Source organism: Streptomyces sp. NPDC055025, assembly GCF_053608565.1.
Window position 1 is genome coordinate 273,686 of record NZ_JBSGVS010000001.1, and the last position, 20,530, is coordinate 294,215.

The 20,530-nt window shown below is 68.4% G+C and carries 21 protein-coding genes and 1 pseudogene; 11 read left to right on the top strand and 11 right to left on the bottom strand.

The features are described 5' to 3' along the window. Nucleotides 1–116 precede the first annotated feature (116 nt). The 5 genes from ACWGDX_RS01075 (at nt 117) to ACWGDX_RS01095 (ending at nt 4,249) form a co-directional block, all read left to right on the top strand. Nucleotides 117–752: a hypothetical protein gene (locus ACWGDX_RS01075; protein WP_453620903.1), complete on the top strand. Its 636-nt coding sequence runs from the start codon at nt 117–119 to the stop codon at nt 750–752. Next, complete coding sequence (locus tag ACWGDX_RS01080) at nt 752–1,372, top strand: hypothetical protein (protein ID WP_453620905.1); 621 nt, start codon at nt 752–754, stop codon at nt 1,370–1,372. Before ACWGDX_RS01075 ends, ACWGDX_RS01080 begins: the two co-directional genes overlap by 1 nt. 34 nt (nt 1,373–1,406) lie before the next feature. After that, nucleotides 1,407–1,571, top strand: a complete 165-nt coding sequence (locus ACWGDX_RS01085) for a hypothetical protein (protein WP_266361575.1) — start codon at nt 1,407–1,409, stop codon at nt 1,569–1,571. A gap of 102 nt (nt 1,572–1,673) precedes the next feature. Then, nucleotides 1,674–2,846: a YcaO-like family protein gene (locus ACWGDX_RS01090; protein WP_453620907.1), complete on the top strand. Its 1,173-nt coding sequence runs from the start codon at nt 1,674–1,676 to the stop codon at nt 2,844–2,846. Further along, nucleotides 2,843–4,249 (top strand): TfuA-like protein, encoded by a 1,407-nt coding sequence (locus ACWGDX_RS01095; RefSeq protein WP_453620909.1) that lies wholly within the window; start codon nt 2,843–2,845, stop codon nt 4,247–4,249. Before ACWGDX_RS01090 ends, ACWGDX_RS01095 begins: the two co-directional genes overlap by 4 nt. Here ACWGDX_RS01095 and ACWGDX_RS01100 read toward each other — a convergent pair. The 5 genes and pseudogenes from ACWGDX_RS01100 to ACWGDX_RS01120 form a co-directional block, all read right to left on the bottom strand. Then, complete coding sequence (locus ACWGDX_RS01100) at nt 4,168–5,406, bottom strand: MFS transporter (RefSeq protein WP_453620911.1); 1,239 nt, start codon at nt 5,404–5,406, stop codon at nt 4,168–4,170. The two genes, ACWGDX_RS01095 and ACWGDX_RS01100, sit on opposite strands and share 82 nt — an antisense overlap. Before the next feature lie 492 nt (nt 5,407–5,898). Beyond that, a complete protein-coding gene (locus ACWGDX_RS01105; protein ID WP_453620913.1) occupies nt 5,899–7,005 on the bottom strand; it encodes a hypothetical protein in 1,107 nt (368 codons plus the stop codon). Nucleotides 7,006–7,167: 162 nt separating this feature from the next. Continuing rightward, nucleotides 7,168–7,854, bottom strand: a pseudogene (locus tag ACWGDX_RS01110) (IS701 family transposase); the annotation flags it as partial. A 68-nt stretch (nt 7,855–7,922) separates the two neighbouring features. After that, nucleotides 7,923–8,258, bottom strand: coding sequence for a YnfA family protein (locus tag ACWGDX_RS01115; RefSeq protein ID WP_453620915.1), 336 nt, complete (start codon nt 8,256–8,258; stop codon nt 7,923–7,925). 36 nt (nt 8,259–8,294) lie between these two features. Then, entirely contained in the window at nt 8,295–9,026 is a 732-nt protein-coding gene (locus ACWGDX_RS01120; protein WP_453621026.1) for a MerR family transcriptional regulator, read from the bottom strand. Between ACWGDX_RS01120 and ACWGDX_RS01125 the strand changes: the two genes are divergently transcribed. Next, nucleotides 9,025–9,363, top strand: a complete 339-nt coding sequence (locus ACWGDX_RS01125; RefSeq protein WP_453620917.1) for a hypothetical protein — start codon at nt 9,025–9,027, stop codon at nt 9,361–9,363. The genes ACWGDX_RS01120 and ACWGDX_RS01125 overlap by 2 nt on opposite strands. Nucleotides 9,364–9,438: 75 nt before the next feature. Here the strand turns inward: ACWGDX_RS01125 and ACWGDX_RS01130 are convergent, their stop codons facing one another. The 3 genes from ACWGDX_RS01130 to ACWGDX_RS01140 form a co-directional block, all read right to left on the bottom strand. Next, nucleotides 9,439–9,816 (bottom strand): MerR family DNA-binding protein, encoded by a 378-nt coding sequence (locus ACWGDX_RS01130; RefSeq protein WP_453620919.1) that lies wholly within the window; start codon nt 9,814–9,816, stop codon nt 9,439–9,441. Between the two features lie 9 nt (nt 9,817–9,825). Next, nucleotides 9,826–10,146, bottom strand: coding sequence for a ferredoxin (fdxA, locus tag ACWGDX_RS01135; RefSeq protein ID WP_453620921.1), 321 nt, complete (start codon nt 10,144–10,146; stop codon nt 9,826–9,828). Nucleotides 10,147–10,256: 110 nt separating this feature from the next. Continuing rightward, the gene (locus tag ACWGDX_RS01140) at nt 10,257–11,000 is read right to left on the bottom strand and encodes a class I SAM-dependent methyltransferase (RefSeq protein ID WP_453620923.1); all 744 of its coding nucleotides are present in this window, start codon (nt 10,998–11,000) and stop codon (nt 10,257–10,259) included. A gap of 300 nt (nt 11,001–11,300) precedes the next feature. On the opposite strand from ACWGDX_RS01140, the gene ACWGDX_RS01145 reads away from it, so the two are divergent. The 5 genes from ACWGDX_RS01145 (at nt 11,301) to ACWGDX_RS01165 (ending at nt 16,538) form a co-directional block, all read left to right on the top strand. Continuing rightward, nucleotides 11,301–11,768 carry a MerR family transcriptional regulator gene (locus ACWGDX_RS01145; RefSeq protein ID WP_453620925.1) on the top strand — a complete coding sequence of 156 codons (468 nt, stop codon included), beginning with the start codon at nt 11,301–11,303 and terminating at the stop codon, nt 11,766–11,768. 480 nt (nt 11,769–12,248) lie between these two features. Beyond that, complete coding sequence (locus ACWGDX_RS01150; RefSeq protein ID WP_453621028.1) at nt 12,249–13,739, top strand: APC family permease; 1,491 nt, start codon at nt 12,249–12,251, stop codon at nt 13,737–13,739. Next, the gene (gene merB / locus ACWGDX_RS01155; protein ID WP_453620926.1) at nt 13,732–14,421 is read left to right on the top strand and encodes an organomercurial lyase; all 690 of its coding nucleotides are present in this window, start codon (nt 13,732–13,734) and stop codon (nt 14,419–14,421) included. Before ACWGDX_RS01150 ends, merB begins: the two co-directional genes overlap by 8 nt. Nucleotides 14,422–14,567: 146 nt before the next feature. Continuing rightward, nucleotides 14,568–16,007, top strand: coding sequence for an adenosylhomocysteinase (ahcY, locus tag ACWGDX_RS01160; RefSeq protein ID WP_453621030.1), 1,440 nt, complete (start codon nt 14,568–14,570; stop codon nt 16,005–16,007). 99 nt (nt 16,008–16,106) lie between these two features. Next, nucleotides 16,107–16,538: a MerR family transcriptional regulator gene (locus tag ACWGDX_RS01165; protein ID WP_453620928.1), complete on the top strand. Its 432-nt coding sequence runs from the start codon at nt 16,107–16,109 to the stop codon at nt 16,536–16,538. A gap of 84 nt (nt 16,539–16,622) precedes the next feature. On the opposite strand, the gene ACWGDX_RS01170 is transcribed toward ACWGDX_RS01165, so the two are convergent. From ACWGDX_RS01170 to ACWGDX_RS01180, 3 genes are all read right to left on the bottom strand, one after another. After that, nucleotides 16,623–16,796: a hypothetical protein gene (locus tag ACWGDX_RS01170; protein ID WP_453620930.1), complete on the bottom strand. Its 174-nt coding sequence runs from the start codon at nt 16,794–16,796 to the stop codon at nt 16,623–16,625. Nucleotides 16,797–16,842: 46 nt separating this feature from the next. Next, on the bottom strand, nt 16,843–18,207 hold the full coding sequence (locus ACWGDX_RS01175) for an MFS transporter (RefSeq protein ID WP_453620932.1): 1,365 nt from the start codon (nt 18,205–18,207) through the stop codon (nt 16,843–16,845). Nucleotides 18,208–18,347: 140 nt separating this feature from the next. Further along, the gene (locus ACWGDX_RS01180) at nt 18,348–20,522 is read right to left on the bottom strand and encodes a heavy metal translocating P-type ATPase (protein ID WP_453620934.1); all 2,175 of its coding nucleotides are present in this window, start codon (nt 20,520–20,522) and stop codon (nt 18,348–18,350) included. Between the last annotated feature and the right edge of the window lie 8 nt (nt 20,523–20,530).

The window sequence follows — 20,530 nt, forward strand, 5'->3', positions numbered from 1 at the left end:
TCAATGGGCGAACGCCGCTGCCCCCTCGGCTCGCCGCCGGAACGGTCTCGGCGGCGGGTCGGGGTTCCACCGGCCGCACGGCGCCACCCGGACAGACAGGCCAACTGGAGGGGATCATGGACACCGAAGCACCCGTGGATCGGCTGCCGGCTCGCGCCGCGTGGGAGGAGACGGGAACGGCTGTTGTTCCGGGTGTCCTTGAGGCGGACCGCTTCAAGGCCCTGGTCGAGGAGGCGCACGGTCGGGTCGATCTGGTCACCCCCCACGTCCACGAGCACACGGCCGCGCACCGTGACGGCAGCTTCGCCTCCCCGGTCCACTGCGGCTTCATCCCGCCCGGCCCGGTGCTGGAGGCCCTGGCCTATGACAAGGCCCTGTTGATGGCCCTGCGCGAGGCCACCGGCATTCCCCGGCTGATCCCGCGCGGTGGTGCCGTCGTCCTTTACAAGGAAGGCGACTTCCAGGGCCTGCACACGGACTCGGTGAAGTCCACCGTGACCGTCGCCGTCGCGCTGACCGAGGACCTGCCACCGATGGGTTGGGCCCCCGACCTGATGGGAGCCTTTCCCGACCGCCTGGGGGAGGTCGTCACCGAACACGGCATGTTCCCCGAGGCAGAGGGCTTCATGACCCTGGCCCACCCGTACAGCGACGGCAGTGTCCGGGCGTTCGCCGGGTACCACGTGCCGCACTGGCGCCAGCCAATGACGTCGACGGGCCTGCTGGTGACGATGTCGTTCATGGACCTGTGATGGCCATGACCCCACGTCAGCTCTGGCTGGCGGAAGGACGGGCGGTCGTTCCGGAGGACGTGGTCGACCCCGGACTCTGGGAGGAGCTTGCCGAGGAGGCCGACCGGTGCGAGCCGCACGCGGTCGTCCGCCACAACCGGAGGCCGGGCCTGCTGGTGATGCGGGACGGCTCGATCACCTCCCCCCAGCGGTGCCGGGTCCACACCGGGGGAGACAAGCTCAGCCAGCTGGCCATGTCAAAGGGCCTCGCGGAGGTGGCAGGGGAGGCAACGGGCAGCGCCCGGATGACCCCGATCCGCTTCGGTCTGAAGTTCTACGAGCCCGGCGACTACATGCATGTCCACCGCGACGACGGGAAGTGCTCGATCACCTTTTCGTGCGGCCTGACCCCCGGTCTTGTCTCGATGGGCTGGCTGCCCCGCCTGCGGTGGCTGACCACCCAGCAGGTGGCCGACCGCCTCGGCGACACTCCGTATCCCGACGGCGGCGAGACCTTTCCGGTCCGCCACCGCGTCCTCACCGGATTCGACGGAAGCCGAATCCCCCACTGGCGTACCCCGCTCGACTCCCAGTCGCGCGAGGTACTGATCACCATCTGCTTCACCGACCTCTCGGTGTAGCAGCGTCCTTCCCCGGACCCCAGGAGGAACGACCATGTCCCAGCAGATCCCCTCCGCCACGACGCAGGCCGTGGACCCGGCCGACTTCGTGGCCGAGCTGCACGCCGAGGGCAACATGCCGCAGAATTCCGGCGGCGACCCGGCCGTGCCGGACTCCGCCTTCCCCGACACCCACACCTACCCGCTGCCGTCCGCCTGACGGCGCCGTAGGCGGTAGCTGAACCCGCCCGGCCGCCGGGGCACCCTTCATGACCTGGGTGTCCCGGCGGTCGGGCTTCGGCATCTGCGAAGGGAAGAGCCCATGCGCAAGGCGTACTTCGACGGCACCCACAGGACCCGTCATCCCGATGAGACCTGGGAGGCGATCCGCCCGCTGCTGATGGCGTACGGCATCACCCGCATCGCCGACGTCACGGGCCTGGACGACCTCGGCGTCCCGGTGACCATGGCCGTGCGGCCGCTGGCCCGCACCCTGTCCGTCGCACAGGGCAAAGGCGCGACGCTGGCCGCCGCCCGCGTCTCCGGGGCCATGGAAGCGATCGAGGCATGGCACGGCGAGCGGGCCGTCCCGACCGCCGAAGTGCGGGCCCCGGCGGACGGCCTCGGCCTGGACCTGCCCTATCCGGTCACCGCCCTGGAGAGCCACCCCGGCTCTCTGGTCACCGGCCGGACCGTCCTGGACTGGATCACGGCACGATCAGCACCGGACGGCGAACCCACGCTCGTTCCGGCGGCGTGCCTGCAGCTGGGCCGGGAAGCCCACGACCGGTGGCGGCTGCACCTGCCCAGCGCGTCCACGAACGGTCTCGCCTCAGGCAACACGCGCGCCGAGGCCGTCGTCTACGCCCTGGCCGAGCTGATCGAGCGCGACACGATCAGCGCCCTCACCGACGGGTCGGGGCACGGCCGTCTCATCGCCCCCGGCACCGTCGAGGACGAGCACTGTGCCGCCCTGATCGACCGGGTGCGGGCGGCAGGGGCCTGGCTGGAGCTGTGGCACCTGCCGAACCGGTTCGAGGTGCCCGTCATCAGCTGCTACCTATGGCGCGAGGACCAGCCGACCCTGCTGGTCTCCGGCTCCGGCGCCCACCTGGACCCCCACGTGGCCCTGTCCCGGGCGATCACAGAAGCGGCTCAGTCCCGGCTCACCCAGATCACCGGCAGCCGGGAGGACATCCACCCGGCCGCCTACCGGCCCGCCGTGCACCACGGCCCCAAGCCCGCCGCGAGCCCTGGCGCCCCATGGACGGAGGTCACCGCGCAGCACACCACCGGCTTCGCCACGGACGAAAGCGAGGCCGAGCACCTGGCGGCCCGCATCAGCGCGGTCACCGGCCACCCCCCGCTGATCGTGGACCTCACCCACGGACCCCACCAGCGACGTGAGTTCGCCGTCGTCAAGGTGCTGGCCCCGGCCCTGCGCTACGACGCCAGGCACGTCATCCCCCGACCGACCCAGGAAGCAGTCGCGTGAGCGTTCACGTCTTCTCAGGACCCACCGTGCCCGCCGCCCGCGTCAGTGAAGTCCTCCCCGACGCCGTGACGCATCCCCCGGTCCGGCACGGGGACTTGATGCGGCTCGGAGCCGGCCCCGGCGACACGGTGCTGATCATCGACGGTCTCTGGCACCAGAGCGCCCCGGTACGGCACAAGGAGATCCTGGCTCTACTGGCCGACGGCGTTACCGTGGTCGGCGCCGCCAGCATGGGAGCCCTGCGGGCCGCCGAGCTCGCTCCGTACGGCATGGTCGGCATCGGCCGGATCTTCGAGGACTTCCGCAGCGGCACTCTGGATGCGGACGACGAAGTCGCCGTGCTCCACACCGACGACGGCCGCCCACTGTCCGAAGCACTCGTGAACCTACGCGCCGCCCTGACCCGGGCCGCCGCCGACGGACAGCTGGACAACACCGAAGCTGCCCGGCTGGCCAACCTGGCTCGCTCCCTGCCCTACACCCGCCGGTCCTGGACCGCCCTGGGCCGACTCGCGGCGCAGGAGGGGTTGCAGCCCGCGTTCAACCGGGCGGATGCCTGGCACCGTGCGCACCCCTGCGACGCCAAGCGGGAGGACGCCGAGCGGGCCCTTGCCCTGGTGGCCGCCGGCCTGCCCCCGGCCCCCGGCACAGCCGGGGCCTGGGCTGGCGAGCCGTGGCAGACCAGCTTCGTCCGGTACTGGCAGGCGACCTTCCGGCCGGTCGCGGAAGCAAGCGGGCAGTCTGTGAACTGCCTCGCTCTCCTGAACTATCAGCAGCTCTACGACCCGGGGTTCCCCAGCCGGTGGCGCACGCGGGTCCTGGCTGCCCTCGCGCATGAAGGGGGCGACGACGTGTGCCGCCCGGTGCGAGCCGCCGCGGTGGAGCGGTCCGCTCTACGGCGCGTTGCCGAGGCAGGTGTGGAGCTGGGCAGCATGTCCGGCGACCAGCTCGCCCACTGGCTCACCGAGGACGAGGTGAGCCAGCTCCCACCGGAGGAAGCGCTGGTGCGGATCATCGTCCGCTCCGCCCGCCTGGACGGAGCTTGGACGGTGTGGCCGGTCACGGTGGCCGAAGCGGGCGACCTACTCGGCTTTGTCCCCCCGGTGGCCGAGGCCGTGGCCGCCGCGTTCACCTTCAATGCCGAGGTCGAGGCGGCCGACCCTCACCGCACCACGGCCCACCTGAGCGCTGACCGCATCGCCGCATCGCTTGTCCAGCGGTGGGGGCTGCCCGAACGGAGCGGCCGGACCGCGCTCGACGCAGCAGCCCGGGACCGGGCGTTCCGCGACTTCGCCGGCGCCGTCGAGGTCGCCCGAGCGTTCTACCTCTCCGCCCGCGCCGGCACTACCGGGCCGTCGTCCTCTTTGGTCACCAGCGGCGCGAGGCAAAGCCCCCGGACCTGAGCAATGGCCAGCGGCACGACAGCGGCGGCCGCAACGATCAGGGCACCCACCGCCAGTGTCGTGCGAAGACCGAACACCTGGGAGGCGGGACCGGCCAGGAGGTATCCGACGGGCACGGGAAGGATCTGCCCGAGCGTCGAGTAGGACAGGGTCCGGCCCAGCCGGTCCGCCGGAATCCTCTCCTGCACCAACGAGGCCCACACGGTCATGCTGACCGCCAGCCCCAGGCCCGCCAGCGCCGTGGAGACCACGAGTACGGGCAGCGGTACGGCCGCCGCCATCGCTCCCAGCGGCACCGCCATTGAACCGGTGCCCGCACAGACCACGAGCCCCACCTGACGCGGCTTCCACATCAGGGCGAGCGCCGCCCCGGCCACCAGCCCGGCGGTGAAGCCGGACACCACCACACCCCAAGGGGCGGCGCCGCCGAGAACCCGCTGTCCGTACACCGGGCCCAAGAGCTGGTAGCCGACCAGCCATACGGGAACGATCACGGCAGCCTGGCAGACCATCACCCACAACCAGCGGCGGGAGCGGAAGTCATCCCAGCCCTCGCGCAGGTCGGCGGTGAAGCCGGTCCGGACCTTCACGTTCTTGGCCTTGAGGCTGATCCGGGAGAAGAGCAGGGCCGAGGCGGCGAACGTGAGAGCGTCCCAGCCGAGGGCCCAGCCAGGGCCGACCACGGCGACCAGGACGCCGCCCAAGGCGGGCCCAGCCACCTTCACCGTGTTCTGGCCGATCTTCAGCAGGGCATTGGCCGCGTGCCGGAGTTCGGCGGGGACGACCTCCACGACGATGCCGCCGGCCGCGGGGGTGAAGAAAGCTCCCGCCGCCCCGCAGATGGCTGACATCGTCACCAGGTGCCAGACCCGGGCCGTGCCCGAGAGGAGCAGCAGCACCGCCGCCGCCTCCGCGGCCGCGCAGACGACGTTGGACCACACCATGACCCGATGTCTGGGCAGCCGGTCCGCGACGACTCCGCCGACGAGCAGCAGCAGGATCTGGGGTACGACGCTCGCCGCGAGGACCGCGCCCAGCGCACCGGGCCCGGCGCCGATCCTGAGGACCGCGAAGGCCAGCCCGATGGGCGCCACGGCCGAGCCGGTCCAGGAGAGCAGGCGGGCGGCGAAGTGCAGCCGGTACGGTCTGATCGCCAAGGGGGCGCCTGCCTCCCGGACCCGGGCCGCCCAGCTGATACGTGGGACGGGACCCGCTGGATTCCGGTCGTGCAACCGCGCCTTACGCAAGATCCAACTCCACCCAGAGAACACGAAATCCCGGCAGCGAGACGCCACCGGGAAGGTCGTCCCGACTCTAGAGCACCCCGAAGATCGTCTGTCGCAGACGCACCAACAGGCACCCGCGGAGCCAACAACGGGGCAGCCCGCCTCGGCCACAGAACGGAACCCCCAAGCGCCCGCAGCCGAGAACCGGCGAGCGGAGGTGTGCGACATTCCGTGAGTTCCCCTGAGCCCCTGGGCCTGTAGGAAGGGGGTTCTTCCTCCTTTGTGCGCTCTGCTGGCTTGTACGTATGGCTTTGTTCATGAGAACGGGCAGCAGATGTTCACCACTTTGGGAGGCACCGCTGTCCGGCGCTGTTCGATTGCGGAGCAAGTCGGAGACCGACTACTGGCACCTTGGGCAGTCCGCTAGAAGAGGCCAGCGTGCATGTGCTGCGTAAGGTTCTCGGGGATCTCCCGCAACCACGAACTGCGGACGGCCGGTAGCCGGACCAGGGTGTGCTGAAACGCGCCAGGATCGGCCCGGAACAAGTACCGGGGACGCGGTGCGGGCGGGTCGTCGCGGAGGACGCCGTCGGGCATGCCGCCTGACGCGGGAACTGGCAGGTGCGGCTTGGGGAAGGCCAGCCACAGCCACACCCCGAACGGCACAGGCACCGGGTACGCCGTAGCGGCAGGGTCTGCCGGCTTCCAAGTCTCTCCGGTCTGCGGATGGGTCGGCACGAGGACGATGTCAGTGTCCGCGTGGGGGGTGGGCTGTCCTGGTCCGGCCAGGACAGCGCGCCGTGCCGGCGGACCTGCGGGCAACAAGGCGTCGAGGGCGCGTTGGAACACCTCCTTGCTCAGACCGTCCGGGACGGTTACCCGCCGGCCCTCCGAGGCCGCTAGCAGGTGAGCAAGTGCCCGACCGACCGCGGCCTCCCACTGCGGACTCCACGACCAGAAGTGGTTCGGCCCGAGCCGAGACCCCCATGTGGCGACCGGCTCGAACGGAGGCGTGCACTTCCCCTCCTCCAACAGCTCTGCCCAGGAGAGCGGTGCGGAGTCGCCGCCGTCGACGTGGATGCGGCGCACGGCGTTGGGAGCAAGCCATACCGCCTGCCAGAGTGAGCAGTCGTCGATTCGGCTCGCCACGGGCAGGCCGCACTTCTCACATGCCATGTTGGGACCGTCTGCCTCGTCGAGGCCGCAACAGTAGCCGCCGGCCCGCTCCGGGATCAGCAGGGTGCCGCGGGCGTCGCCAGGTGCGATGACGATCGAGCCGGGGGCGCCGTCGGAGAGGACGTGGACCGGCGCGTAGATGCCGCGGGCCACCGCCTCGTCCGGATGGATCTCCTCCCATCTCCGCCACGGCGGTCCCCAAGGCTCCGGCTCCACGGCGAACGTGCCCGATTCCATCAGCACTGGGAGCTGAATTCCGTTCCCGTACTTCTGATGAGCGTGGGCCGGCAGGGCGACCCGGGACAGTGGGTTGGTTACCTCAGCGCCGCACCCCACACACACGAAAACGAACAAATGCCCTCCGCGAGAAGCAGATGGCATCGTCGCAGCTTCGTGGCAGACAGGCCAACGTGTTTTGGATCCACTGCGGCGGCCCAAGCACAGCCACGGCGTTGAACATCACCGTTCGAATCCTCGGCGTGCTCTGCTGCCTCCCGAATAGGTGAACATCTGCTGTCCGCTCTCGTGAACAAGGCCGCGTTCTTCCAGGCCCAGCCGGAAGACCGCCGTATCGCCGTAGCCCCCGTCGGCGACGACGAGCGGGACATCGACGCCCCATGACCTGGTCTCGTCGATCATGTCCAGGGCCAGCTGCCACTTCTCCACATGGCCGACATCGGCGGGGATGCCGCACCGGGTGCGGCGGGCCACCTTGCCCGGATCGGCCTTGGGCGAGGCGGGATCCCAGCTCTCGGGCAGGAACAGACGCCAGTCGACAGCTGCCGACGCATTATCGGATGCCAGGTGCAGGGACACCCCGGCCTGGCAGTTGGTGACCTTGCCCGCGGTGCCTGTGTACTGCCGGGCCACACACGCCGAGGCGTCACCGTCCTTGAGGAACCCGGTGTCGTCCACGATCAGCGCGGTCGGCTTGATCACGTGCTGCATCCGCCAGGCCAGACGGGCGCGGACATGCGCCGCGTCCCACGGGCTGGTGGTGATGAAATGTGCCAGGGCCTGCCGGTTGCCGTCCTCGCCCAGGCGGGCGGCCATCGGCTCCACCGACTTGCGCCGCCCCTCCAGCAGCAGGCCCCGCAGATAGACCGTTCCCCACCGGCGTTGATCCGCCCGCGCGAACGGCTCGAACACCTCCGCCGCGAAGTCCTCCAGATCACACCGGACCGCAGCCAGCTCCCCACCCATCACAACAGGTCAACGGAGCAAGCGATCAAACGGACACGCCACCGGCGAGTGAACCTGACCAGGCACTACTAGTGGGTGCGGGGGGCGTACATGATGACGGCCATGCCTATGAGGGAGACGGCTGCGCCTGCCAGGTCCCACCGGTCGGGCCGGTATCCGTCGGCGACCACGCCCCAGGCGATCGATCCGGCGACGAAGACCCCGCCGTACGCGGCCAGGATGCGGCCGAAGTTTTCGTCGGTCTGCAAGGTGGCCACAAAGCCGTAAATGCCCAGGGCGATGACGCCCAGGCCCACCCACACGGCGCCCTTGTGTTCCCGGATGCCTTGCCACACCAGCCAGGCGCCGCCGATCTCGAAGAGGGCGGCGAGGGCGAACAGCAAGGCGGAGCGAGCGACGGTCATGGCGGGGCGATCTCTTCTCTGCGACGGTCGGGGAAGTCAGGACGCGGGTGCGAACAACTCAGCCAGTATTGGCGCACCCTCCTGAGGTGAGCGGACTTCCACGTGCATCGAGGCCCCATTGAGATGGATGCGGAAGTCATAGAAGGGGCAGCACTGTTGCTCGGCGGCGGCCAGTTCGGCGAAGGCCCCGGCGCGGTCGATGGGCAGGGTAAGCCGCAGTCCGTCGTCGATGGGTTCGCGCCTGCTGTCCTTGAGCACTCCGTGCCAGCGCGCGGTGCGTTCTTGCAGCGAGGCGGAGTTGAGGCTGCAGGCCACCGGGGCCACACGCCACCGCGCCTCTTCCTGTCCACCACTGCCATTGCCTTCTTGCACGGTGGGCAGAACGTCGCAGCCCGTATCACACGGGCCGGGCCGGGAAGGCAGCCCGTCGAGGTGGTCCACGACCCGGCGCAGTGTGGTGATGAAGGTGCCCAGTCCGTTGATGTGCTGCTCGGCATCATCGATGCGGGCGTGCAGGCGCGCCCGCAGCTCCGTCTTGACGTCAGTGCAGTCCCCGGCCTCACGGACTCGCAGCAGGTCGGCGATTTCCTCCAGCGGCAGACCCAACTGCTTGGCCGTGGTGATGAAGGAGAGCCGTTCCACCGCCTCTTCGTCATAGAGGCGGTACCCGCGGGCGGTGCGTTCGGACTGCAGCAGCCCGAGCGTCTCGTAGAACCGCAGGGTGCTGGTGCGCACGCCCGCACGTTCGGCTAGCTGGGAGATCAGCATGGTGCTCACAGGAACAACGGTAGACCTTCAAGTCATCTTCAAGGTCAAATCCTTGCTGCTCTCCCTGGCGGCTGCGGCCCTGTTCCCAGGGCGTTCCTGCCACCGGAGCACTCTGTGGAGATCAGTGGTGGTGCGGGGGTTTGCCGCGGGTAGAGCCGTGCAGGGTGTGGCGCTGGCGCTGGTCACGGCGGCGGATGATCATGAAGGTGGCGGTGAGGAGGGCCAGCGCGAAGGTGAAGGCGAGGCGGGCAGCGCATTCGTCGGCCGTCCGGGCGAGTGCAGCGAGGCCGGCACTGGCTGCCGTGGTCAGTTGGAGGAGGACGATGAGACCGAGTGAAGGCTGGCAGGGGCGCGTGGGCACGGGATTCCGCCTTGGGCCGGTGGGACGCGGGCGTGCGGTGTTGGTGGATGCTCACTGCCGGCAGACCTGGCAGGCGGTGGTGCCGGTGTGCTGCGCCAGCAGGCCCGTTATCTCCTGGCGGAGCTCGTCCAACAGGACCATCTCCGCTTGCAGGGTGCCCAGGTGGCGGCGCAGCAGGTGCTCGGTGCGGGCTGTGGGAATGCCGTCACGCACCGAGAGCAGCTCCGTGATCTCAGCCAGGCTCAGGCCGAGCCGCTGGGCGGACCGGATGAACCGCAGGCGGTCCAGAACAGCCTCCTCGAAGCGTCGGTGGCTTCCCCGGGCGCGGGAATGGACGGTCAGCAGGCCCAAGCGGTGGTAGTAGCGCACCGCGCTGGCGCTGAGCCTGGAACGGGCGGCGACTTCGGCGACCGTCAACAGATGCGTCACAGCGGCTGCTCACTCCCCCTGGGGAGGAAGGTCCTTGATCCACTGAGGGTCTGCCGCGACCTCGCCCATCCCGGAGGCGCCTCCGGGCGAGCCGACGGTCACGAAGAACTCTTCGTTGGCCGTGATGTAGTCCTCCCACTGAGGGGGCACGTCATCCTGGTAGAAGATGGCCTCGACCGGGCAGACGGGCTCGCACGCCCCACAGTCGACGCACTCGTCGGGGTGGATGTACAGCATGCGTTTGCCCTCGTAGATGCAGTCCACGGGGCATTCCTCGACGCATGCTCTGTCTTTCACGTCGACGCACGGCTGGGCGATGATGTAGGTCACGGGCCGTCCTTTACAACCTGCAGAACCGGTGGGGGCGGCGGGCACGAACGGGTTCAGGTTCGCGCCCGCCGGGCGCAGCGCATCACCGCTCCGGTGACCGGAAGTGCCCGTCAGCAGCCGCAGTCGTCGTCCGCCTTGCCCGCGCTGACCTTCACCGGCTGCTTCACCAGATGGTTGTTGTTCGCCGGGGCGGCGCCTTCGGGGCGCCGCACGGCGCGCCCGATGGCCATGGCCTCGATGAACTGCCAGGCGCCGGGCATCTTGGTCTCGTCGAGATCGACGAGCTTCAGGGAGGATCCGGCCAGCGTCTCCAGGGTGGGCCGGTTGCAGTGGCACTCGTTGCCGAACCAGTACCAGCCGAGCTGCACTAGGTCCTGGCGGCGGGCGATCTTCGGGTCGCGGTTGCGGACGTGCTCCAGGAACAGGTACTGGCCGCCCGGCTTGAGGACTCGCTCGATCTCCTTGAGGACCACGTCGGGGTTGGGCACGGTGCACAGGATCATCGCCGCCGCGACGGTGTCGAAGCTGGCGTCGGGGTAGGGAAGACGCTCCGCGCCGGCCACGGTCAACTGGATGCGCCGCGGGTTGTCGCGGATCTTCTCCTCCAGCTTGGCCACCATCGGCGGGTAGGGCTCGGTGAGGATCAGCTCGTCAACGGCCTCGGGGTAGTGAGCCAGGTTCAGACCGGTGCCGGTGCCCAGCTCGATCGTGCGGCCGTAGGCCGGCGCCAGCATCTGGGCGCGCTTCTCCGACAGTCCGTGCTTTTCCACGTGTGCCAGGAATTTGTCGTACATCCCCGCGAAGACGTACTTCCCCCATGTTGCGTTGTAGGCCTTCTTCAGAAGATTTGCCACGTCACTCCTCAGAGCAGTCATTTTTGCTTCCCGTTTTGGGGAGCAACGAAACCGAGCGCTGTGTCGATGCGTTGCCGTACGCACTTTTGAGGGCCTGTGCCAGGTATCTCAAGAGACCATTTCCATATACCGCTGCCACGAAAGAGAGCAATCCGAGCAGGTTGCCCGAATCGCCCATTTATCGCGAGCTGGTGTGACGTCTCATGTCCCTTCTGTCTGGAGCCGAGGCCTGGATGACTGATCTCTCGAACGGTAGTGTGGCCGTTGAAGTCAGCTTCAAGTCAACACCTCGGGGGAGTCATGGACGACGCGTTGCTGTCGATAAGCGAGGTAGCCCGCAGGGCCGGCATAGCCACATCGGCCCTGCGATACTACGAGCGATGTAGCTTGATCCCCGAAGGGGCGAAGGTGGCTGGTCGCAGGCACTACTCTCCGGACGTCCTGCACCGCCTGTCGGCCATCAAGATCTGCCAGAAGATCGGCTTCAGCCTCGCCGAGATCGCGGATCTGCTGCAGAGCAACATGGCCGGTGAAGGTATGTGGCGCGACGTGGCCCGTGCCCGCCGATCCGCCGTAGAACGCGAGATCGCAGCCTTGAACGGCCGGCTCCACTTGATCGACCAGACGCTGGACTGCGATTGCCGGGCCTTGTGCGACTGCCCGCACATGAGCCCTGAGGGGCAGTTCGCGGCCGGTCTGGAGGACACCTCGGCCGACAGTTGCTGTGACGCGGCCAGCGGCTGCTGCGACCTGCAGACCCTCTCGTAGCCGACCGAACACTGTCCCTGCTCGCGGGGCCCGGCGTGCACTCCGGGCCCCGTAAGCGGAGGTTTCAATTCTGTCCCGGATTCGCGGGCACGCACGCTTAAATCTGACCTTCGCTTTTCTGGATCTTTTTTACCTGTTGTTGGGTGTAAGCGGAACGATGTTATTTCACTTTCGCCCGCGTGGTGACCCTGCGTGATTTCTGGCAACCATGGTCCGGGCGTGCCCGGAGCGTGGTTGCAAAATTCTCCGACGTCGTCTAACTTTCAGCAGCGTCGAGCGCTGCCGCCGTGAAGTCTCGCGGATCACATCACTGTCGTTGCTTCCGTGACGAGATTTTCATCACTCATTGCCGTTGCCAGACTGAGTGAGTGCGCCGCTTTCCCGTGCCTGTTCCAGAGACACCGCCGTTTAACAGTCGACGGCTTCACGGCCGTCCATCCCGGCTGGAGCAATGAATTGGTCGGAAACAATCCTGAAACAGTGCTGTCCAAAAGGCGCGGGGGGCGGAAGCAATCAGACGCAAGCGCCCCGGGAGCGGAGGCATCACTCTTCCCGGGCCGCAGCGGCCTGCCGGTCACCTCGTCGTGGTCGACCGCGGTCCTGGTGGCCACCGGCGGCTCACTGATGGTCGTGGTCTCACTCGGAGCCATGGCCGCGGAGCTTGGCAACGTATCCATCTGGGTGTGGATCCTTACCGCCGCCGTCGGCGGTGCGCAGTGCCTGCTGATCGCCGAACTCGCCTCCCGCTTCCCCGAACGGGCCGGCGGCACTGCCCAGTTCGCCTACCGGGTACGTGCCAAGGGCTCCCCGACGCTGGGCGCCCTGTCCGCCTGGTGCTACTGGTTCGCCTGGACCCCGGGCATCGCGGTCAACCTCATCCTCGCCGCAACGTTCCTGCGCGATCAGTGGCTGCCGGGCGCCTCCCCAGTCCTGCTGGCTCTCGCCATCGCCGCGGTCCTCTACTTCATCACCGCTCTGGGACTGAAGCTCTCCACTGTGATCAATTCCGTGCTGGCCGTCGTTGCCGTCGGCGTGGTGTTGGTCGTCGTCCTGAGCCCCGTCGTCCGGCCCCACGTCAGCGACTTCTCCCGTGTCTTCCCCTCGGTGCTGCCGACCGGCGGCACCGGCGACGATTCGCTGAGCTCCCAGCTGGCCCTCATCGCCAAGTGGAGCTTCGTGGCCACGTGGTCCTCCTACGCGGCGGAAATGGCCTCCACGGTATGCGCGGAGATCCGCAACCCTGAAGGCACCATGAAGCGCGTGATGTCGACCTCGGCCATCATCTGCTTCGTCGCCTTCGCAGCCGTGCCGATCGCGATGTTCGCGCTCTCGGGCGCCAACGGCATCCAGGCCGACCCCTTCGAGGTCTTCGCCAACGCCGGGCACGTCCTTCTGGGAGACGCCGGCGAACTCTTTGTCCAGCTGGGACTGACCGCCGTCCTCATCCTGGGCGCTGAGACCTTCATCATCGGCTCCTCCCGCACCGTTTACCAGATGGCCCGCGACGGCCACCTCCCGGCCGCCTTCGGTAAAATCAACAAACGAGGCGCGCCTGTCGGCTCCATCGCCTGGGACGCCGTCGTCATCGGTTTGCTCCTGCTCGTCTTCGGTACCAACGTCGTTGACGTCGTGGCTGCAGCGAACTTCGGCTACATGATCGTCTTCGTCCTGCTGCCCATCGCCTACCTGATGCTCCGCAAGCACCCGGCTGGCCGTCCCGGCAGCCTCCGCCTAGGGCGCTACGCCCGCCCGCTCGCCGTGTTCCTGTGCGCGATCAACCTCATCTTCCTCGTATACGGGGGAGCCCAGTGGGGTGGCTCCGTCATGCTGATCGGCCTGTGCGTCACCCTCATGATCATCCCGATCTCGTACTTCACCCGCCGCTGGAACACCAAGCACCCCACCGCACGCGACGCCTTACCCCTGCCCGAGCCGGCCCTCGTGCCACAGCCGGAGGTCGAACGTGCCTGACACCAGCCTCTCCTTCAGAGCGCTTCTGCCCGCAGGCATCGGCGCCGTCGACCGCGGCGGCATCGCCCACAGCCAGGCGCAACTGGACCCGGCTCTACGCACCCTTCACCAGCGCCTCCTGCGCAGTTTCCTGGCCACCGGCCAAGGCCCGAGCACCGTCGCCGCCCACGGCCTGGCCCGCCGCAACAACCTCACCCCCGAGCCGGCCCTCAAAGCACTCGCTGAGGCCGACCTCGTACACCTGGACGCCGCCGGCGAGCGCATCGAGATCGCCTACCCGCTGTCCGGGCTGCCCTCCCCGCACCGGGTGCGCCTGCAAGACGGGCCGCCACTGAGAGCGATGTGTGCCATCGACGCACTCGGCATCCCGCTCATGGCGTCCGCTGTCGGCACGATCGTCTCCCATGATCCCGACACCGGCGCCGAGATCCGTGTCACCCGGGACGCCGACGGCAACTGGACGTGGGAGCCGGCCACTGCGGTCGTGGTCCTCGCCGCGATCCAGTGCTCGGGGCCCATCGCGGGCGCCTGCCAGCACACCGCCTTCCACGCCGACGCCCACTTGGCGGCCGCCCATCTGGCCAAGGACACCCGCCAGCAGGGGCAGGTGCTCACCCAGCAGCAGGCTCTGGCCGTCGCCCGGACCGAGTTCGGCCCCCTGCTGACAGGCCCCCATCGCTGAAAGACCCCGCCGTTCGCCGCCGATCGCACCCTGCGATGGACGGCGGGCCGGCGCCCGACCCCTGCCCTCATCCACGTGACAACGGGAGTCCCATCGTGTCCACCACACCCAGCGCACCGGCACACCACGAGCCCCGCGCCCGCACCCTGGACGGCCTCGACTTCGCCGTCGCCGACCTTGCGCTAGCCGCCTTCGGCCGGAAGGAGATACAACTCGCCGAACACGAGATGCCCGGCCTGATGACCCTGCGCGCCGAGTACGCCGACACCCAGCCGCTCACGGGGGCACGCATCTCGGGCTCCCTGCACATGACCATCCAGACAGCCGTCCTCATCGAGACCCTCGTCGCGCTTGGCGCCGAGGTGCGCTGGGCCTCCTGCAACATCTTCTCCACCCAGGACCACGCGGCCGCCGCCGTCGTAGTGGGCCCCGACGGAACCCCCGAACACCCCGCCGGAGTCCCCGTGTTCGCCTGGAAGGGCGAGAGCCTCACCGAGTACTGGTGGTGCACCGAGCAGATGCTCACCTGGCCGGGCGAAGCAGGCGCCAACCTCATCCTCGACGACGGCGGCGACGCCACCATGCTGGTCCACAAGGGCACCGAGTACGAACACGCCGGGCACGTCCCCGAAACGGGGGAGGGAGACTCCGAAGAGTGGGCGGCCGTCCTTCACCTGCTGCGCTCCACCCTGGCCGACACCCCTGACAAGTGGACAACGATCGGCACCCACATCCTGGGCGTGACCGAAGAGACCACGACCGGCGTCATGCGCCTGGTCAAGATGTCCGCCGACGGGGACCTGCTGTGGCCCGCCATCAACGTAAACGACTCCGTCACCAAGTCCAAGTTCGACAACAAGTACGGCATCCGCCACTCCCTCATCGACGGCATCAACCGCGGCACCGACGTCCTGATCGGCGGCAAGGTCGCCGTCGTCTGCGGCTACGGTGACGTCGGCAAGGGCGCCGCGGAGTCCCTGTCTGGGCAGGGGGCCCGCGTGGTGGTCACCGAGATTGACCCCATCTGCGCCCTGCAGGCGGTGATGGACGGCTACCAGGTGGCCCGCCTGCAGAGCGTGCTTCCGATCGCCGACCTTGTGATCACGACCACCGGCAACAAGGACGTGGTCATGGCCGACGACATGGCTGCCATGAAGCACCAGGCGGTTCTGGGGAACATCGGTCACTTCGACAACGAGCTCGACATGGCCGGCCTGGCTCGCTACCCCGGAATCACCAAGAACCCCATCAAGCCGCAGGTCGACGAATGGGTGTTCCCCGACGGGCACTCGGTGATCGTGCTCTCCGAGGGACGTCTGCTCAACCTTGGCAACGCCACCGGCCACCCCAGTTTCGTGATGTCCAACAGCTTCTCCAACCAGGTCATCGCCCAGATCGAACTCTTCACCCGCCAGTCCGCCTACACCCCGGGCGTATACCGACTCGCCAAGCATCTGGACGAGAAGGTCGCCGCCATCCATCTCGAGGCGCTCGGCGCGGAACTCACCACTCTCACCAAGGAACAGGCCGACTACATCGGCGTGGAGGTCCAGGGCCCCTTCAAGCCCGAGCTCTACCGCTACTGATAGGAGCCAGAAAACAGGGCCGGTCCGGGGAAGCCCCGCCGGCCCTGTGGCGTTCACCTGTAAGAGCAACTCGGGCGGAGAGAAGTAGAGTTGAAACCCATGGAATCGACCACACCCAACCAACAGGGCATGTCCGTTGCGGTGCTGGCACGCCTGGCAGGAACCACCTCGGACACCATCCGGTACTACGAGCGGCTCGGACTGCTGCCCAAGGCCCCGCGCACCGGGGCCGGCTACCGCCGCTACGGCAGCGATGCGATCGACCGCATGAAGTTCATCCAGGGAACCCAGCGCCTGGGCCTGAGCCTGAGCGACATCGCCGACCTGCTCAGCATCCGCGACACCGGCACATGCCCCTGCGGTGACGCCGCAGTGATCTTACGCAAACGCATGGGCGAGGTCCGCACCGAGGTCGAGCGGCTCACCGCGCTCTTCGGACAGCTCGAGCACATGGTGGAACAACTGCCCAGCCAGGAATGCCCCGACCCGGCGCCCGGTGTGTGGAAGCCGCAGACCGCCGAATCCGCATAGGCCACGGAAAAGGGCGGGGCCCGACATCACCTCACCGGCAGCCCCGCCCGGGCGGGCATCTACTGCCCGCCGGAGGGTTTCCTCTCAGAGGCGATCCAGGGCGCTCTCGTGCAGATCGCTGCGCCGCACCAGCGTGAAGACCAGCACGGCGCCGACAGCCGCGAGCAGCGCACACAGCCGGACGACCTCCGTCAGGCTCTCCACGTACGCGATGCGAGCCGCGGCCTGTACGGCGTCCAGCGACGATGCGGGCACCATAGAGCCCAGGTCACCCAGGTTGCCGGTGGCCACCTCGTGCGCCACGTCATCCGCGCGCCCCCCCCAGCTCTCGGCCGGCGGCAGAGGCGGTGAACGCCGAGACCACGCAGCTCTGGAACAGGGCGCCGAAACCTGCTACACCGATGGCGACACCGGCCTGCTGGAAGGTCTGGCCCACACCTGAGGCCATCCCGGCCCGGGCCGGGCCCACTACGCCGACGGTGACCGCGGCCCGGGGCGGGTTGAACATTCCCATCCCCATGCCGGTCACCAGCAGGCCCGGCAGCAGAGCCGTCCAGGCGCTGTCGGGCTTCACCAGGGTGACCAGACCCAGGCCGACAGCGATCAGGGAGATCGCCGTGCCCAGCAGCAGTCCCGGCGAGACCTTGCTGCCCAGACGCCCGGTGAGCAGGGCCATCACGAACAGGGTGAGGGTCAGCGGCATGAACCGCAGGCCGGTCTGCCACGCCGAGTAGCCCAGCACGTTCTGCAGGTAGGAGATGAGGAGGAACACCGCGGCCAAACTCGCTGCGTTGTTGCAGAAGGTGCCCCAGGCCACCCCGTTGAACGACCGGATACGGAAGAGGTTCAGGTCCAGCATGGCCGCCGTGCCCTTGCGGTGTTGGATAGCTGCGAAGGACGCCAGCAATACCGCTCCGAACCCGAAAGCGAACAGGATAGGCGGGCAGTCCCATCCCATCGCGTTGCCGGCCATCAGCGCGAACAGCAGCAGAGCCAGCGCCACTCCGAAAGTCACCATCCCGGAGATGTCGATGCCGCGGGCGTGCGGGTCCTTGGATTCGCGCAGCCGCAGCAGAGCGGGAATCAGAACCAGGAGACCGATCGGCACGTTGACCAGGAAGATCCACCGCCAGCTCAGCGAGGTGGTCAGCGAACCGCCGATCAGCGGACCGAACGCGAAGGCCAGCCCGCCCACCGCCCCCCACACCCCAAATGCCATGCCGCGCGCCTTCGCACCGCGGAACTCCTGCCCCAGCAGGGCCAGCCCGACGGAGAAGAGCATGGCTGCACCGATGCCCTGGATGCCGCGGGCCACATTGAGCATCCACGGATCCACCGCCAGCCCGGCGGTGAGAGAGGACAGGGTGAAGACCGCCAGCCCCAGGGTGAAGACACGCTTGCGTCCGACCCGGTCAGCCAGCGACCCGCTGGGCAGCAGGAAGGCTGCCATAGTCAGTGTGTAGGCGGCGATCACCCACTGTTGCTGCGCGAAGCTCGCATTCAGAGAAGCGCGCAAACTGGGCAGTCCGACGTTCACGACCGTCACATCGAGCAGCAGCATGAACGTGGTCACACACACCACGGTCAGGGTCCACCCGCGGACCTGCCCTGAGCTCTCATGGTGCCCGGTGTGCACGGCGCTGTGGCGGTCAACTGCATCTGTTGTCATGGGAAATCGTCTCCTGTTCCGGGCAGCCCTCCCCGGGAGTGTTCTCGTTGAACCCGGCTTCAAGTCAACGCCCCCCGTAGGGCAGGGCGGGAGCCCGACTGCCGGGGGGAGTGCAGCCGGGCTCCGCTTGAGAGGCGACGCTAGATGCGCCGCCGGGTACCGCTGACCGGCTCGGGGGAGCAGCCGCACGCAGCGTCCGCACAGCCGTTCGCCGGCCCCTTCTGCACGGGCTCGGGCTCCACGGCCTGCGTGCCGCAGCTGGGCCCGCACCCGCACCCGTCACCGTCACCCAGGGCTTCCGGCAGAGTCAGCACCTTCGGCACGGGCAGCGGCGCCGCGACGCTCTGCGTGCCGCAGCTGTCACCACAGCCGCACCCGTCGGCCTCCGACACGGAGGCCGCAACAGAGCCTGTGGCCGCCGTCTTCGCCTTGGCTGCCCTGGCGGCGGGGGAGTCCATGGAGCCAGCCTCCCGCAGCGCCGAGTGCAGCCGCAGCAGCCGCAGCCCGTTCGCGATGATCACCAGCGCCCAGACCTCGTTGATCAGCACACCCTGGGTGAGAGTGAACTTCCCGCTGACCGCGGCGAAGACAAGGAACAAGATGACCGCCAGCGACAGCGCGATGTTCTGCGCGATGATCCGGCTCGCCCGCCGGGCCAGCGCGACCGCGTAAGGCAGCTTGTTGAGGTCGTCCGCCATCAGCGCGACGTCGGCCATCTCCAGCGCCACATCGGTGCCGGCCGCGCCCATGACGATCGCGACGTCCGCAGTGGCCAGCGCCGGCGCGTCGTTGACGCCATCACCAACCATGGCCGTGATGCCGCCTTCCTTGATCGAGGCGACCGCCGCACTCTTCTCATCGGGCATCAGCTGGGCGCGGACACTCTCGATGCCCACCCGATCCGCGATCGCGGTCGCAACCCGCTGCCGATCACCGGTGAGCATCGTGGTGTGCGTGATCCCCACCTTGCGCAGCGACCTCAGCGCGGTGACGGCCTCCGGGCGCAGCTCGTCGGCCACGCCGAGCAGCCCGATGAGGTGACCCCGCACGGTGACGGCGACCGGTGTCCCGCCGGCATCTTCAATGGCGTCCAAGGCAGCCTGCCCGGCCGGATCGCCGCTCAGGTCACCGACCCGGCCGACCAGGACCAGCGCCCCGTCGATGACAGACTGGGCGCCCACCCCGGCGACGACCTCGACGTCGTCGGCGGGAGAGACGGCGATGCCGCGCTCCCTGGCCGCCCGCACGATCGCCTCGGCGATCGGGTGAGTAGCTCCCGCCTCCACAGCTGCCGACAGCCTCAGCAATTCGTTTTCGTCACGCCCGTTGAGCGGATGCACCTGCAGGAGGATGGGACGGCCCAGCGTCAGGGTTCCGGTCTTGTCGAAGGCCACCGACTTCAGCTTGGACAGCAGCTCCAGATACGCGCCCCCCTTGATCAGCACGCCGTCCTTCGCCGCCCGCGCCACCGCAGAGACGACACTGACCGGCACGGACAACACCAGGGAGCACGAGCAGGACACGATGAGCACGACCAGCGCCCGGTAGAGGGCCTCGGTGTAGGAGATGTCGAAAATCTCCGGGCCCACCGAGGCCATCAGCACCGCCACACCGATCATGATCGGTGTGTAGATGGTGGCGAACTTGTCAGCGAACCGCTGAGCCTGGCCCCGGTTCTGCTGTGCCTCCTCCACTTCCTTGATGACCCGAGCCAGCACCGTGTCCTCGAACGGCTTGGCGACCTCGATGCGCAGGGCTGCATTCCCGTTGAGCGTGCCGCCGAACACCTCGGCTCCCGACTCGACCTCCACGGGCATCGACTCACCCGTGATCGCGGAGGCGTCGATCCACGACGCGCCCTGTACGACGGTCCCGTCGGTGGGCAGCCGCGAACTCGGGCGGACCAGGACGATGTCCCCGACAAGGAGATCCTCGACCTTGACCTGCTCGACCGTGCCGTTAGCGCTGAACCGTTCGGCCATCGCCGGACTGAGGTCCATCAGCTTCTGGATGGACTTGCGGGCACGGTCGGCCACATAGCTTTCGAGCACCACACCCAGCGAGAAGATGACCACCACACAGGCGGCCTCGGTTACTTTGCCAAGCGCCAGTGCGCCCACCACCGCGACGATCAGCAGGACGTTGATGGACACGCGCTTCGCCTTGAGCATCATCCACGCAGTGCGCGCCGGAAAGACGATGCCGACCGCAACCACCATGTAGGCCATGATCGTGGAGATCTTCTCGTACTGGGAGTAGCAGCCGACGATCTCGACCACCACCAGCAGAGCAGCGGCGATCTCCAGCAGAACCATCTCCGGAC

Bases quoted from the DNA above. Each gene is read 5' to 3' on its own strand.
- ACWGDX_RS01075 (WP_453620903.1), top strand. From the start codon at position 117: ATGGACACCGAAGCACCCGTGGATCGGCTGCCGGCTCGCGCCGCGTGG.
- ACWGDX_RS01080 (WP_453620905.1), top strand. From the start codon at position 752: ATGGCCATGACCCCACGTCAGCTCTGGCTGGCGGAAGGACGGGCGGTC.
- ACWGDX_RS01085 (WP_266361575.1), top strand. From the start codon at position 1,407: ATGTCCCAGCAGATCCCCTCCGCCACGACGCAGGCCGTGGACCCGGCC.
- ACWGDX_RS01090 (WP_453620907.1), top strand. From the start codon at position 1,674: ATGCGCAAGGCGTACTTCGACGGCACCCACAGGACCCGTCATCCCGAT.
- ACWGDX_RS01115 (WP_453620915.1), bottom strand. From the start codon at position 8,258: ATGACCGTCGCTCGCTCCGCCTTGCTGTTCGCCCTCGCCGCCCTCTTC.
- ACWGDX_RS01125 (WP_453620917.1), top strand. From the start codon at position 9,025: ATGGTGCTCACAGGAACAACGGTAGACCTTCAAGTCATCTTCAAGGTC.
- ACWGDX_RS01120 (WP_453621026.1), bottom strand. From the start codon at position 9,026: ATGCTGATCTCCCAGCTAGCCGAACGTGCGGGCGTGCGCACCAGCACC.
- ACWGDX_RS01145 (WP_453620925.1), top strand. From the start codon at position 11,301: ATGGACGACGCGTTGCTGTCGATAAGCGAGGTAGCCCGCAGGGCCGGC.
- ACWGDX_RS01165 (WP_453620928.1), top strand. From the start codon at position 16,107: ATGGAATCGACCACACCCAACCAACAGGGCATGTCCGTTGCGGTGCTG.
- ACWGDX_RS01170 (WP_453620930.1), bottom strand. From the start codon at position 16,796: ATGGTGCCCGCATCGTCGCTGGACGCCGTACAGGCCGCGGCTCGCATC.
- ACWGDX_RS01175 (WP_453620932.1), bottom strand. From the start codon at position 18,207: ATGACAACAGATGCAGTTGACCGCCACAGCGCCGTGCACACCGGGCAC.
- ACWGDX_RS01180 (WP_453620934.1), bottom strand. From the start codon at position 20,522: ATGGTTCTGCTGGAGATCGCCGCTGCTCTGCTGGTGGTGGTCGAGATC.